This window comes from Acidobacteriota bacterium (genome assembly GCA_030774055.1).
Taxonomy (GTDB): domain Bacteria; phylum Acidobacteriota; class Terriglobia; order Terriglobales; family Acidobacteriaceae; genus JACPNR01.
This window is the reverse complement of record JALYLW010000040.1, coordinates 1-13368: the sequence shown is the minus strand read 5'-3', so window position 1 is coordinate 13368 and position 13368 is coordinate 1. Positions and strand designations below refer to the sequence as shown.

Sequence of the window (13368 nt, the reverse complement as noted above, 5' to 3'; positions counted from 1 at the left end):
CGCCTTTTCTTTGTCTTCCCGAAAGAGGCCCATTTCCCTTTCAGTAACCCCTCGGATTGTGCTACTTTGTCCGCACCTCCAGTGGCTCCGGAAGGGCCTCCAGACTGCATTTTCTGGCGATTTCCGGGGCTGGCAACGCCCGCCGAAGTCCGGTCTCTTACCCGGCCGTGTTCTGGCGGTTTATCATTTCAGGGTCTCCCCGGAGTCCGTCCTCTATGGCGCTCGGTTTCGGCTTCAACAAACAGAAGGTCCTCGCGTCGGCGGAGAAGTACGTGCAGCAGGGCAAGCTGCAGAATGCCATCGGCGAATACGAGAAAGTCGTCAAAGAGGACCCCAAGGACCTCCAGGTCCTGAACACCATCGGCGACCTGCATTCCCGCATCGGCGACGCCGACAAGGCCGCGCATTATTTCAAGAAGGTCGGCGACCACTACGCCTCCGATGGCTTCACCGTGAAAGCCATCGCGATGTACAAGAAGATGGTCAAGCTCGCGCCCGGGCAGACCGAAGCCATCCTCAAGCTCGCCGAGCTCTACACCCAGCAGGGCCTGTACAACGACGCGCGCCAGCAATACGTCCAGGTCGCGGACGCCTACATGAAGGCGAACGAGTTGGATGCGGCCGCGCGCATCTTCCAGAAGATGCTGGAGCTCGATCCTGAGAACTCCAGCATGCAATCCAAGCTCGCCGACCTTTACGTGCGGCTGGGCAAGAAAGAAGAAGCGCGCAACATCTTCTTCAACGCGGCGCAGTCGCTCTACGCGCGCGGCTCCTATGATGCCGCCGACGAGGCCTGCGGCCGCGTCCTCGGGCTCGAGGCCGGCAACGCCGACGCGCTCATGCTGCGCGGCGCCATCGCCGCCGATTCCGGGGATGGCGCCAACGCCGTCCGCCACCTCGAGCAGATCCACAATCTCGACTCGCGGCCCGACGCCCTGCGCGCCCTCATCCGCGCACACCTCCTGCTCGGCCAGCGCGATCTCGCGGAACCGCTCGCCAACAAGCTCCTCGCCGTCCATAACGATATCGGTGGCCTCACCACCTACGCCGAATCGCTGATGTCGTCCGGCGACTTCGAGAAAGCCATCGCGGTCTACGATCAGTACGCCGACAAGCTGCTCGCCGCGAATCCCACCGGCATCATCACCGCGCTGCATGCCTCCATCAACAAGATCAAGGAGAACGCGCCCGCCCTGCACCTATTGCGCAGCGTCTACCTCAAGGCGCGTGACACCACCCACCTGAACGAAGTCTCCGAACTGCTGGCCCATGCCCACGTGCAGGCCGGCGACCTGGGAAAGGCCCGCGACCTCTACAAGGAGCTCTCCGACCTCGAGCCGGAGAATCCGCTGCACGCGCAGAACTACAAGCAGATCATCGGCAAACTGGGTGAGGATTCGGCTGCGCGTCCGCTGACCGCCGCCGAAAGTTCGCAAGCCTTCATGGTGGAAGAACTTGACGCCATGGCTACCACCGGGGTGGAGCAGCAGTACTCCCCCGATGTTGCGGCCGCGATCCGCAACGCCATGACCGAGTCGGAGCTGTTCGATTCTTATAACCTGCCGGCGAAGACCATCGCGCCGCTCGAAGCCGTGCTGGCGCAGGCTCCCGAAGACGCGCTGATGAACCAGCGCCTCGCCGGACTCTATGCCCGCGCCGAACGCTTTGCCGATGCGGCGCGGTGTTGCGAGATCCTCGCCCGCGTCCACACCAAGGCCGGTCATGCTGAGCTCGCCAAGCAGTTCGGTGAGATGGGCGTCCGGTACCGCAAGCATGCCGGCGGAGCTGCGCCCACCGCGCCTGCGGAAGGCGCTCCCGCACTCGGTTTCGAGGTAAGCGCGGCGCCTCCCGCAGCCGCGGCGGCCCAGCCGGCGGCTCAGGAGTTCGGATTCGAAGTCAGCGTGCCGCCGGACGTGCCTGCCGCTCCAGTGGCTGCAGCGCCCGCGCGCGAGGTCGATGTCGCGAGCGAGTGGGAGACCATGGTCACCTCCGAGCCGGCAGCCGCCGCCGCGGAAGCGACTGTGACCTCTGCCGGAACGGCGATCGGCGATCCCACCCGCGAGGTAGTGGAAGAGATCAAGTTCTACATCGGGCAAGCGATGTTCGGCGACGCTCACACCGCGCTCGACCGGCTGGCGCAGTTTTCTCCCAAGCATCCGGAGATCCCCGCGCTGCGCGCGCAGCTCGCGGCGGCGGAGACTCCCGCGCCCGTCGCGCCCTCTGAAGCCAGCATCGCCGAGTTCAGTTTCGACGCGATCAAGACCGAAGCAGCGGAAGCGCCGGAAACGGTTGCGCCGCCACCACCGCAGCCACCACCGCCCGCGCCGAAAGCCGCGCCTAAAGCCGCACCGAAACCGGTTGCCGCTCCGCCGCCGCCACCACCGCCGCCGGCGCCTGCCGCCAAGATCAACGCGATGAGCGACTTTGTCCTCGACCTCGAAGAATCGCTAGGCGACGACTTTGCTATCGGCGGCGCGAAGGCACCCGCGCCGCCTCCGCCCTCCGCACTGGCCAAGGCCGCTGCTCCGCCGTCCCCGCCACCACCACCACCGCCGGCCGCCAAGCCCGCACCGGCGAGGTCTGCCGCACCGGCTGCGGCTGCGTCCGCACCCGCGTCTTCATCTGCACCCCAATCTGCACCCCAATCTGCACCCCAATCTGCCCCCCAGCAAGACGTGATGGTTGGCCGAGAGGCCAACGCCGCCCTCACCGACATGTTCGCTGAGTTCAAGGAGGAAGCGGAAGAGGGCGCCGGTCAAGCCGAGGATCCCGACACCCATTACAACCTCGGCGTCGCCTTCAAAGAGATGGGACTGCTCGACGAAGCCATCGGCGAGCTGCAAAAGGTCTGCCAGTCGATCGAGCACGGATATCCTTTCTCGCAAGTGATGCAGGCCTACACCTGGCTGGCGCATTGCTTCGTCGAAAAGGGCGTGCCCATGGCGGCGGTCAAGTGGTACGAGAAGGCGCTGCACGTGCCGCAGATCGATGAGGAGAGCAAGATGGCCGTGTACTACGAGCTCGCCTCCGCGCATGAGGCCGCCGGCAACCGCAAGGAAGCCTTGGCCAGCTTCATGGAAGTCTACGGTTCGAACATCGACTACCGCGACGTCGCCGAACGCATCAAAGCACTGAAGGCGTAGAATCCGTCTCGCATGGATCCCGCGCAGAAAAATAAGCCGCATGGTCACGCCGCTCCGGAAGGCGAGCCCCCTGCCGCGAAGGATCCTTCCGTGCCCTCCAACGTTCGTCCGTTCCCTGGTCCCGTTCCGCCCGTCCCCGCAGCCGGCGCGAATGGTGTGCTAGACAAGGCCGGGTTAGACAACGATGCCGACGCCCCGCCCCCGGTCTGGCTCGCACGCAGCATGATGGTCGTGTTCGTCGCTTTCTGCGTCGAAGTGGGCCTCGTGCTCATCGCCGTGCCCTGGCTGCCGCATCTCTGGCATGAGAACAGCTTGCTCACGTCGTTCCCGGCGATCCGCGCCTTCATCGCCCATGACTTCGTTCGCGGCGTCACCACCGGCATCGGGGTACTCGATATCTGGCTGGGCATCTACGAGGCCGTACACTATCGTGATCCCAAGCCGCCCACGGCCGGCTGAGCGTCTTTCATCTATCATCTATCGTTCATACTTGTATCGTTCATACTTGTGGTTCGGCCCTGAACTTCGACCCTCGACAAAGTGAGCACTGATCCTGACCACCGGCTTCCGCCCAACATGCACGATCCCGAAGATCCCAAAGATCTGCAACGCGCGCCACTCGCTTACAAGAACCCGGCGTTCATCGATAGTCCCGACGGGCGCATCCTGCGCATCCTCGCGGAGTATCAGGAACCGCTCGCACGCTTCCACCGCGAGAAGATCCAGGATACGGTCGTCTTCTTCGGCTCCGCGCGTTTCCACAGCCGCTCGCACGCCGAGCACGAACTCGAAGTGCTGGCCAAGCCGAGCTCAGCGCAGCCCGCCCCGCTCGAAGAGCAGATCAAGCGCGCGCGTGCCGCGGTGGAGATGGCTCGCTACTACGAAGAAGCCCGCCGCCTCGCTTTCCTGCTCACCTCGTGGACCAAAGACCTGCCCTTCGAGCGCCACCGCTTCGTCGTCTGCACCGGCGGCGGTCCGGGCATCATGGAAGCGGCGAACCTGGGCGCGCGCGAGGCTGGCGGCAAGACCATCGGACTGAACATCAACCTGCCCTATGAGCAGATGCCCAATCGCTACATCACTCCGGAACTCAACTTCGAATTCCATTACTTCTTCATGCGCAAGTACTGGTTCGCCTACCTCTCGAAGGCGCTCGTGGTCTTTCCCGGAGGCTTCGGTACGATGGACGAACTGTTTGAGATCCTCACGCTGGCGCAGACCGAGAAGCTGGCCAAGCGCATCCTGGTGCTGATGTACGGGAAGGAATACTGGGAGCGCGTCATCAACATCGACGCTCTCGTCGATTGGGGCACCATCGCGCCCGAGGACCGCGACCTCTATCGCGTGGTCAATTCACCGGAAGAGGCCTTTGAAGCGCTGCGCAAGGGACTGACGAAGTTCCACCTCAACGCGCCGCATCCTAAGCAGGAAGACCGCGCTCCCGGCATCGCCAAGACACGGCCATTCAACCAGCGCAATCGCTGAACCGGTCTTCCAAGACCGCTCTAAAGCCGCTCTCCAAAAGCCTGATTCCCGAAACAACCCTGGCTGTGATGACCGGCATCTGCTCCCGTGGTGGCACTACTGCGCCCCTGGTAAGCCGCACCACCCCGTGTGTCCGCGCCGTTTCGTCTCGGTCCAGGCTGTCTTTTATTGCGCGTTACGGCCCCTGATCAGTCGCGAATCCTGGAGGAATGAATGATGCATGCAGGGCATTGCAAGCTGATGGCTGCGTTTGTCTTTCTCGCCGCCGTCACATCCGTTATTTCCGCCGCTTGGGGCGCTACGCCTGCCTCAGGCACAGTGAATGACACCAACTCGAGCGTGACGTGGACGGGCACCAGCCTTGTGACCACACCCACGCTGACCGGTTATGATCCCACGCTCTGCCCTACGCTCAAAGATTGCGACACTTTCAGTATCACGGTCAATGTCTCCGACGCTTACCGCGCTGCACATCCCAATTTTGCCGTTGTGATACGCGCGGACTGGTCTAACTCCGCCAACGATTTCGACCTGCTCCTCTACAAGGGAAGCACCTTCGTCGACGATTCCGGCCAGGGCTTTACCAACTTCGAAGAGATCGAGCAGGCAGGGTTGGCGAACGGCACCTACACGGTCTACGTGCACGCCTGGGGTGCTGTGCCGCTCACCGCTTATGCCGGCAAAGTCACCTTGGTCGCGGATCCGCCGCTCCCCGTGTTCCGCAGCGCGACCTACAGCAAGGACCCAGACGGCAAATTCGGCCCACAGATGTTCCAGTTCACCTCCGACCTGCGCCTGGTAGGTTCGGAGAACGGCCAGACCGGCCAGAACGTGGAGCCCGACATCAAGATCGACCACTTTGGCACGATCTACGCTTCCGCCATCCAGGGCGTCCCTGCCGGCGTGGACTTCTGGCGCTCCGATGACGGCGGCGCGAGCTTCCAGTTCCTCGGCCAGCCTGATGGTGCGCAGACGCCTGCTGCCTCCAGCTTGCAGAGTGTTGGCATCGGCGGCGGCGATAATGACATTTCCATCGGTTCGCCGTTCGCTCTGCTGGATGTTTCCGGCGTGGGTAAGGTCGGCAGTACCGGGAACGTTTCCGTCAGCAGCCTGAGCCTGGCTAACATCACCGTCAGCAACTCGCTCGACAAAGGCGAGAACTTCCTCGTCAGCCAGGGCGACTTTCCGGTGGTCGACCGCCAGTGGAACACCAGCGTCGGTCCGAGCCGCATCTTCCTCACCTCGCGCCAGCTCGGCGCCCTGCTCGTCGGCACCACCAGCATCTTCTGGGTGCAGTCCGACGATTACGGCATGACTTGGCCTCGCGGTGCGATCATCGCCTCACCACTCGCCGGCGCGGCACAGGATGGTCGCCAGGGCAACATGGTTTCCTACGCGCCGAACGACGATCCCAGCAAAGCCGCGGCGTACAACGTGTTTACCGGCAGCAGTCCGCGCGATCTGTATCTCGCGGCGTGTCCGGCGCCATGCAACCTGCCCTTGCTTCCGCAGGGACAGCTCGATCCCACGGTCAAGGGCGTCACGGTGCGGCGCATTTTCCGCGCTCCGGTCGGGAAGGTGATCGATAACGTGTTTCCTGCCATCGCCGTGGACCGCGCCGGCAACCTGCACGTGGTCTTCAGCGACCGGAAAGACGCGTTCCTCATGTCTTCCCGCGATGGCGGCAATAGCTGGACGGATCCCGTCCGCGTCAACAATCCGGCAGACGCTGCGGTCACCACCGCGCTGCTGCCCTGGATCATTGCCGGCGGCGATGCCGGCCGCGTCGGCGTGATGTGGTACGGCACCGACCGTCCTGGCGATCCCGATCAGGAAGCCGGCTTCGAAGGCTCCGAGTGGAAGCTGGGGTATGCGTTCACTCCCGATGCGTTCGCTGCCGCGCCCGCATTCCAGTACGTTGCGGCCAGCGGCCAGACGACGGGCACCGAACAGCAGCAGCGCGGCGTCGTGCATGTCGGCTCCATCTGCTTGCGCGGCCTCGATTGCGATACTCCTGCGCCCGCCGGCAACCCCGGCGACCGCGACCTGGCCGAGTATTCGAGCATGTATCACGATCCACTCGGCGCGGCGAACATCCTCTACTCGACCGATCTGGCTACGCCGAACACCACGGCACGGGTGCAGTTCACGCGACAGATCGCGGGACCCCTCACCGTCGGCCTGCCCGCGACCGTCTCCGGCACGGGCTGGTTCGATAAGGACAACAAGAAGCACTTTGCCATCGACGTGACTTCTGGCGCGGGCACCTTCACCTACTTTGACAAGCTGGCGAAGATCTACCTCACCGCGACGTCGATCGGCTCGAGCACTCGCTCGGGTAACGCAGCGAGGTTCTCGGGCAGCGGCAAGCTCGACAATGGCAGCTCCGTCACTTTTACCGTGAACGTGACCGATGCCGGTACGCCCGGCAAGAACGGCGACGCCTTCGCCATCACCATCAGCAATGGCTATGCCGCCAGCGGGCCGGTTGGAGGCGGCGACATCGTCGTGCAACGCTGAGCCGAAATAGAAAAAGAGGCTGGCCCCGGGGCCAGCCTCTTTTTTTGCAAACCCTCAGGCTGCTTGCTTGGTGTCTTTGTTCTTCGTGTCTTCCTCGATCTGGGTGATCTCCGCGCGCTCTTTCTTGATGTTGAGCCTCACCTTGCCGAAGATGCCGATGTAAACGTTCGCGATCCATACCAGCGCGAGCCACGCGATGAGGTATCCGCGCCAGTCGTCATAGAGAAGATGGAAGCGCGTCACCGCCAGCAACGCCGCCGCCACATAATGCGAGAAACAATACTCGCAGGTAAAGAGGTAAAAGAATTTGCGGGAGAGCAGGCTGCGGCAATCCTCCGCGCGGCGCTCGCAGTACTCCCGTGGCTCGCGAAAGACTTCCTCGTGGGTCACCGTCCACGCCACGCATGCTACCGGCAAGGCCAGCACGAGCAGCCACACGATCTGCATCCCCACGCTCTGCATCCCAATCCCCATCCCTCCATTAGACGCGCAAATCACCCTCCGTGCTGGACAATCACCCTCCGCGCCGGACATCGTGGTGAAATAGACAAGTTGGACTGAGCAGAGAGAACTGAAAAGGGGGACTGAAAGGGGGACGTGCTGCTCTACTACATCACCGACCGCCGGCAGTTTCCGGGCCCACCGGGCGAGCAGCGCCGCGCCCTGCTCGCCAAGCTCGGCGAGGCCGCGCGTGCCGGCGTGGACTACATCCAGCTCCGCGAAAAGGATTTGTCCGCGCGCGAACTGGAGCAGCTCGCGCGCGAGGCGGTCAGTGCCCTTGCCCGCGCTCGGCCAGCACGAATGCCCCCAACCCGCATGTCCGAAGGCCAGCGGCCAACCACTCGCCTGCTGGTCAACTCGCGCGCCGATATCGCGCTCGCGGTTGGCGCCGACGGTGTCCATCTTCCCGCCGGCGATCTTCCGGCGAGCGAGGTGCACGCGTTGTGGGCGGCCGCCACTCGAAACTCGAAACTCGAAACTCGAAACTGCCTCGTCGCCGTCTCCTGCCATACCGGGGAAGAAGTCGCAGCCGCCGAATCCCACGGCGCCGACTTTGCCGTCTTCGGACCGGTCTTCGAAAAGGCAGGAGGACCGAAGTCCGCGGGCCTCGCCGCGTTACGCGCGGCGTGCGCGCGCGGCGCTCACACCAGCACGGTGGCCAAGCCCGAAGCCGGATACGCCACCCCGATGCCGGTGCTGGCGCTTGGCGGCGTCACGCTCGCGAACGCGCAGGACTGCCTGCGCGCCGGCGCCGCCGGCGTGGCCGGAATCAGGCTGTTCCAGGAGAATGAGGTCGCGCGCGTCGTGGCCGAGCTATGCGCGCGGGAAAAGAGATAGGTTCCCGCGCCGCATCCGCGCCTATGCCTTCCCTCGCATCTTCGCGAACCACCAGCGCACGCCGACGAACAGAAAGCGCGGATCGCGTATGAACTCCGGCGGCTTGCCTTCGAACCAGTGTCCCACGAACTGCAGCACCCAGCCGAGAACGAACAGCACCACCGCATAGATCCACAGCGGGCCAATGTAGATCGCGCCCACGGCCAGCAAGAGCGACACCACGATCATGGGGATGCCAAAGCTGTGGCACAGCCGGTTCATCGGATGCCGGTGCGCCTCGGAGTACTCGCCCACCCAATCGCGTTGCGCCAGCTTGTCGCTCGAATGTTCGTGGCTCATTGGCACTTCACCTCAGGCTTGCCCACACCGTTCGTCCTAACGATATTGCCCTTCTTGTCCATCTGGAAACGGAACTCGCACGCGTGCAGCGCCTTGGGCAGTTCACGCGTCAGAGGCGTTGCGGCATTGTACTCTTCGCCCGAGCGGCTTCCGTGGTACTGTCCCGCGGGAGGCCGCCACATGCGCTACGTCATCGCGTTGTCGTCGCTTGTCTTCTCATCGCTGGGATGTTTTGGTTCGAACACCACATGGCAGCGCTCGCCAATGCATGGGCCCACGCGGGGACGCCGCTCTCTGCCGTGGAACATTTCGAGCTCCGCGTAGCCAGGGCTTGGTTGGGTTTCTGGTGGGCGCTCTCGCCGCTGATCCTGATTGCCTGCCTGGGCGTGGCCGCGCTGATGGGCAAGAAGCGATTGTCTGCCTAGCTCTGTGTCTCCGCGTCTGGCGGTGGAAAGTCAGCCCGAAAGGTCACCGCGGATCGAAGTACTGGTCGAAGTGCAGCCACAGCACGCGCGCCACCGACATCACGAGCGGTGCAGACAGTATCACCAATCCCAGGGACGCGAGCAGCAGCGTGTCCCAGGACCATGAAGTGACTGCCCAGAGCAGCAACAGGAAGACAAAGATCAATGCGGTCACTATCAACGAACTGATGTACATGGCGCCGAGGAAGTATCCCTGCTCGCGCTGGTACAGCAAGCCGCACTCCGGACACATCGGATGCAACACGCCGAATCCCGGAAAACGCCAGCGCGCGAAGATCGGCCCAATGCGGCAGCGCGGACAGCGCGCCCGCAGGATGGCGTGCCACCGCGTCGGTTCTAGCCGAACCGGATCACCGTTATCGCGCATAAGAGGTCAATTTCCACCACGGAGGCACTGAGACACGGAGATTTGGGGGGACGAATGGGCGGGATAGACGCGGTTGCGGGAACAAGAAAAACAAGACAACTCCGTGCCTCCGTGTCTCCGTGGTAGGTGTTGGCTCACTCCGCGCGCTTCGATGCCTCTTCCATCGTCTTCTCGAGCCGCCGCTGCCTTGACCCTGGATTGCGATAGTAAAAAATACCGAGCAGGTGATTGCGTCGTTGTCGCGGCGTCATCCGCTGCCAGCCCTGCCACGCTCGCGGGTAGCGTTCGAATGCCTGCCGGATCAATGGAGGCAGCTCGCGCTCCGCCTCGATGGTCTGGAGCACGCGCTCCGCCATCTGCTCCGCCCGCTTGCGGCGCGAAGCTGCGGCCTTCGGCTCGGTGATCGACCTCGCGATCGCCTGCCGATAGGAATAACTTAGCGCCGCATAGAACCTGGCGATCGCACGCGACTGTTTCATGATCCGCGCCCACTCTGCCGGCTCGGTGACCACGCGTTCTTCGAGGTCCGGCTCCAGGCGAAAGCGCGCCTTCATCCCCACACCCACGCCGCCGCCGCGCTGCATCTGCTTGTTGATCAGCATGTAGTGGTATCCCTTGCCGGTGGGAAACAGCGAGGTGCGGAAGCCGAAGCCGCTGACTTTTTTGTTCGCGCTTCCGATCTCGCCGCGGACTTTGAGATGCCCGCGCACGCCCCAGACTTTTTCCACGTCCACCGGCACGCGGATGATCACCCAGCCCAGGTTTCCGGGCATGTGCTCGAGCGTAGCGGTGAAAGTCTTGGCGGTGGTCTTGGGCTTCTTCACGGGTGCGGAAGGTATGCAACCCGTTTTTACCACGGAGACACGGAGGGCACGGAGAAAACCCGACTGCCAAGTCTTCTCCGTGTACTCCGTGCCTCCGTGGTGAGACTAGCTCTTTCTCGCGGCTTCCCGTCCCAGCAGCGCGCGCTTCCGCTCGACGCCCCAGCGGTAGCCGGCGAGCGCACCGTCGCCGCGCACCACGCGATGGCACGGGATCACGACCGCCACCGGATTCCGAGCGCACACGCGCGCCACCGCGCGGCAGGCTGCCGGAGCGCCGATCGCCGCGGCGACTTGCTGGTACGAGCGCGTCTCGCCCGCCGGGATCCGCAACAACGCTTCGTAGACGCGCCGCTGAAAAGCGGTCACGCGGATGTCGAGCGGGAGACGAGTTTCCGGGCTACGCGAAGAAGTACGCGAAGAAGACCCGCCTTCGACCTGCGCGAGCACGTCCGCAAGCCACGCCGGTCGCTGTGCAGCATGACTCAGCTCGGCCTTGGGAAACTCGTTCTTCAACGCCTTTTCCAGCTCGCGCTCCGAGTCGCCGAGCTGGACGCTGCACACGCCACGCGGCGTCTTCGCGACCAGCAATCGGCCGAGCGAGCACGCGACCACGGCGTATTCGATCGCGACGCCTGCGGCGCCCTTGCGGTACGTCGCCGGCGTCATCCCCATTTCTTGATTCGCGCGCTCGTAGACGCGCGAGCCCGAACTGTATCCGGCGTGGTAGGTGGCTTCGGTCACGTTGCGCCGGTTGAGGCGCAGCTCCTGCTTGAACGACGCCAGGCGGCACCCCGCAATGTATTGCTTCGGCGTGAGTCCGGTGGCCCTCTTGAAGACGCGCTGGAGGTGGAACGGGCTCATCCCGGCGTGCGCGCCCAGCTCTTCGAGTGAGAGCGTGGCATCCAGATTCTCGCGGATGTAATGGCAAGCGCGCTCGACGGCTTGCAGTTGCGCGTCCACCCGGCCGGGCTGGTTGGGATGGCAACGCTTGCAGGCGCGGAAGCCCGCGCGCTCGGCGGCAGGGATATCGAAGAAGTATTCCACCTGGTCGCGCCGCGGACGCCGCGACGGGCACGACGGCTTGCAGTAGATGCCGGTCGAGCGCACGCCGTAGAAGAGGCGCCCGTCCCAGGCGCGGTGCTGCCCGAGGACAGCCTGCCACTCGGCGTCGTTGTTGGTCGCGTTCGCGCCTTTCGACGGTATCGGCCGCGCGGTCATGGTCAGCTCGGTTGGAACAGTCAAAGTATCCATGTCCGCGAGAATAGGACAAGGCGGAAATGCGAACCATCCGGTTCTTGCGGTGGAAGTGGATTGCAAGAGGGGTGATTTACAACCCTGCCATCTCCATGCGATTCAAGATAATCGGCCCCATTTCGAACATCGAAATAATCGCCCGCGGGGTCGGAGTGCGCAGCCGCATGCAGTTGCGGAAGTTGTATGGCCCAGGCCGCTGGCGCAAGTTGAAGGGAACAGCAACCATTGAATATGGGGATGGTACGATATGCGTGGCAGAGTTGCATTGGTACGAAGCGCACGGCTTCGGCAAAAGGAACGTCAAAGTAAAGCGGACCGTGCGCATGCTATGAAGACGAGAACCGTTCCACATTTCGTGATTTGCATCGACAACGGCGACACACCTGTCGATCTCGAGGTCGGCAAGGTGTATCGCGTCCTGCCAGACCGAAAAGCCAAGGCGATGGGATTGGTGCGGGTAGTGGATGGTTCAGGCGAAGACTACCTCTATCCTGCCGAACAGTTTGTCCCCGTCCGCCTGCCGCGGATCGCACAACATGCGCTCCTGAAGGCTTGATGATCTCTCATCAGAGGGATATTTTGGCACTGGCGGCTGATGAGCGAGTCGCTGGGGTCGAGGTTTCGACCGATGCGATCACCGTCTCGTTGAAAGACGGCCGCGCAATCTCCGCGCCGCTCGCCTGGTTCCCGCGCCTTCTGCATGCCACGGCTTCGCAGCGGGCGAACTGGAAGATCGTGGGCAGGGGCCACGGAATCCATTGGCCGGAGATCGATGAGGATGTAAGTACCGAGGGTCTGCTGCGGGGTGCGCCCGCGCCTCGCCCCAAGCGGCGGAAATGAAGGCGGAATCAAACTAAGGGATGGTGGTGACGGTCCCGGGCTGCAGGCTGGCAAGTCTTTCCAGGAGCTTGGGAGTAATCGGCTGCAGATCCGCAAGCCGGTTGGATGGAGCAGAACGACGATCGCTATGCCGCCCGGAGCAGCGAGATTCTGCTGGAATGACAGGTTCCGGTCCACGGTGACGAAGGCATCGAATCGGCCTTGCGCCAGGCGGAGCAGCTCGCCATTCTTCGTGCCTGCCCAGCCCATCTGCGGAACCGTTCGTACCTCATGTCCGGCGAGTTCTCGGGCCAAGCGCTGGTCGATGCATTCGTCCAGCAGCAGCTTCACTCAGTGCACCATCTCGAAGATGCGCTCTTTGGCCTCATCGAGCAAGGCCAGAACCTGTTCTCGCTTGACGGACGGGAAGCCTTCTAGAAAGCTGTCGATGGAATCGCCGGCTTTTAGGTGCTCGATGAAAGTCTGCACCGGCACTCTGGTCCCCGCAAAGACGGGGGTGCCGCCCATGACCTCGCGCGACACCGTTACTACACGGCTGGCCATGGCTGAATGGTACTCAACGCGGACGAGCGTTAGCAAGCCTCCCAAAGGAAAAGGCCGAACTGATTTCTCAGTTCGGCCTTTATTAATGCCGGCGATTACCTACGCTCCCACACACTTTCGCGTGCAGTACCATCGGCCCAGCGGGGCTTAACTTCCGTGTTCGGGATGGGAACGGGTGTGACCCCCGCGGTGTGATCACCGACAACTTGAGGCGTTTAGCAGGCGTGAGC

General features: G+C 63.4%; 16 protein-coding genes, 1 rRNA gene and 1 pseudogene. 9 read left to right on the top strand and 9 right to left on the bottom strand.

Annotation, left to right across the window (positions count from 1 at the left end):
• Positions 1-215: 215 nt before the first annotated feature.
• The 4 genes from M3P27_03410 to M3P27_03395 all read left to right on the top strand — a co-directional run bounded on the left by M3P27_03410 (position 216) and on the right by M3P27_03395 (position 7148).
• The gene (locus M3P27_03410; GenBank protein MDP9267357.1) at positions 216-3143 is read left to right on the top strand and encodes a tetratricopeptide repeat protein; all 2928 of its coding nucleotides are present in this window, start codon (positions 216-218) and stop codon (positions 3141-3143) included.
• Between the two features lie 90 nt (positions 3144-3233).
• Positions 3234-3602, top strand: a complete 369-nt coding sequence (locus M3P27_03405; GenBank protein ID MDP9267356.1) for a hypothetical protein — start codon at positions 3234-3236, stop codon at positions 3600-3602.
• A 117-nt stretch (positions 3603-3719) separates the two neighbouring features.
• Complete coding sequence (locus M3P27_03400) at positions 3720-4628, top strand: TIGR00730 family Rossman fold protein (protein MDP9267355.1); 909 nt, start codon at positions 3720-3722, stop codon at positions 4626-4628.
• A 213-nt stretch (positions 4629-4841) separates the two neighbouring features.
• The gene (locus M3P27_03395; protein ID MDP9267354.1) at positions 4842-7148 is read left to right on the top strand and encodes a hypothetical protein; all 2307 of its coding nucleotides are present in this window, start codon (positions 4842-4844) and stop codon (positions 7146-7148) included.
• 54 nt (positions 7149-7202) lie between these two features.
• Here M3P27_03395 and M3P27_03390 read toward each other — a convergent pair whose 3' ends face one another.
• Complete coding sequence (locus M3P27_03390; protein MDP9267353.1) at positions 7203-7610, bottom strand: hypothetical protein; 408 nt, start codon at positions 7608-7610, stop codon at positions 7203-7205.
• Between the two features lie 135 nt (positions 7611-7745).
• On the opposite strand from M3P27_03390, the gene M3P27_03385 reads away from it, so the two are divergent.
• The gene (locus M3P27_03385) at positions 7746-8486 is read left to right on the top strand and encodes a thiamine phosphate synthase (protein MDP9267352.1); all 741 of its coding nucleotides are present in this window, start codon (positions 7746-7748) and stop codon (positions 8484-8486) included.
• Between the two features lie 21 nt (positions 8487-8507).
• On the opposite strand, the gene M3P27_03380 is transcribed toward M3P27_03385, so the two are convergent.
• Positions 8508-8825 (bottom strand): DUF962 domain-containing protein, encoded by a 318-nt coding sequence (locus M3P27_03380; protein MDP9267351.1) that lies wholly within the window; start codon positions 8823-8825, stop codon positions 8508-8510.
• Positions 8822-9007, bottom strand: a complete 186-nt coding sequence (locus M3P27_03375) for a hypothetical protein (GenBank protein MDP9267350.1) — start codon at positions 9005-9007, stop codon at positions 8822-8824. Before M3P27_03375 ends, M3P27_03380 begins: the two co-directional genes overlap by 4 nt.
• Before the next feature lie 66 nt (positions 9008-9073).
• Between M3P27_03375 and M3P27_03370 the strand changes: the two genes are divergently transcribed.
• Positions 9074-9250 carry a hypothetical protein gene (locus M3P27_03370; GenBank protein MDP9267349.1) on the top strand — a complete coding sequence of 59 codons (177 nt, stop codon included), beginning with the start codon at positions 9074-9076 and terminating at the stop codon, positions 9248-9250.
• Between the two features lie 43 nt (positions 9251-9293).
• Here the strand turns inward: M3P27_03370 and M3P27_03365 are convergent, their stop codons facing one another.
• From M3P27_03365 to ada, 3 genes are all read right to left on the bottom strand, one after another.
• Positions 9294-9677: a DUF983 domain-containing protein gene (locus tag M3P27_03365; GenBank protein MDP9267348.1), complete on the bottom strand. Its 384-nt coding sequence runs from the start codon at positions 9675-9677 to the stop codon at positions 9294-9296.
• A 134-nt stretch (positions 9678-9811) separates the two neighbouring features.
• A complete protein-coding gene (locus tag M3P27_03360; protein MDP9267347.1) occupies positions 9812-10501 on the bottom strand; it encodes a YdeI/OmpD-associated family protein in 690 nt (229 codons plus the stop codon).
• 105 nt (positions 10502-10606) lie between these two features.
• Positions 10607-11719: a bifunctional DNA-binding transcriptional regulator/O6-methylguanine-DNA methyltransferase Ada gene (gene ada, locus M3P27_03355; GenBank protein MDP9267346.1), complete on the bottom strand. Its 1113-nt coding sequence runs from the start codon at positions 11717-11719 to the stop codon at positions 10607-10609.
• 128 nt (positions 11720-11847) lie between these two features.
• On the opposite strand from ada, the gene M3P27_03350 reads away from it, so the two are divergent.
• From M3P27_03350 to M3P27_03340, 3 genes are read left to right on the top strand one after another with little or no spacing between them, the layout of a single operon-like run.
• A complete protein-coding gene (locus M3P27_03350; GenBank protein MDP9267345.1) occupies positions 11848-12087 on the top strand; it encodes a hypothetical protein in 240 nt (79 codons plus the stop codon).
• The gene (locus tag M3P27_03345; GenBank protein MDP9267344.1) at positions 12084-12311 is read left to right on the top strand and encodes a hypothetical protein; all 228 of its coding nucleotides are present in this window, start codon (positions 12084-12086) and stop codon (positions 12309-12311) included. The genes M3P27_03350 and M3P27_03345 overlap by 4 nt, the downstream gene beginning before the upstream one ends.
• The gene (locus M3P27_03340; protein ID MDP9267343.1) at positions 12311-12595 is read left to right on the top strand and encodes a DUF2442 domain-containing protein; all 285 of its coding nucleotides are present in this window, start codon (positions 12311-12313) and stop codon (positions 12593-12595) included. The genes M3P27_03345 and M3P27_03340 overlap by 1 nt, the downstream gene beginning before the upstream one ends.
• A 13-nt stretch (positions 12596-12608) precedes the next feature.
• Here M3P27_03340 and M3P27_03335 read toward each other — a convergent pair.
• From M3P27_03335 to rrf, 3 genes and pseudogenes are all read right to left on the bottom strand, one after another.
• Positions 12609-12925, bottom strand: a pseudogene (locus tag M3P27_03335) (DUF5615 family PIN-like protein).
• A complete protein-coding gene (locus M3P27_03330; GenBank protein MDP9267342.1) occupies positions 12926-13138 on the bottom strand; it encodes a DUF433 domain-containing protein in 213 nt (70 codons plus the stop codon).
• A gap of 86 nt (positions 13139-13224) precedes the next feature.
• Positions 13225-13341: ribosomal RNA gene (gene rrf, locus M3P27_03325) — 5S ribosomal RNA — on the bottom strand.
• Positions 13342-13368: the final 27 nt, after the last annotated feature.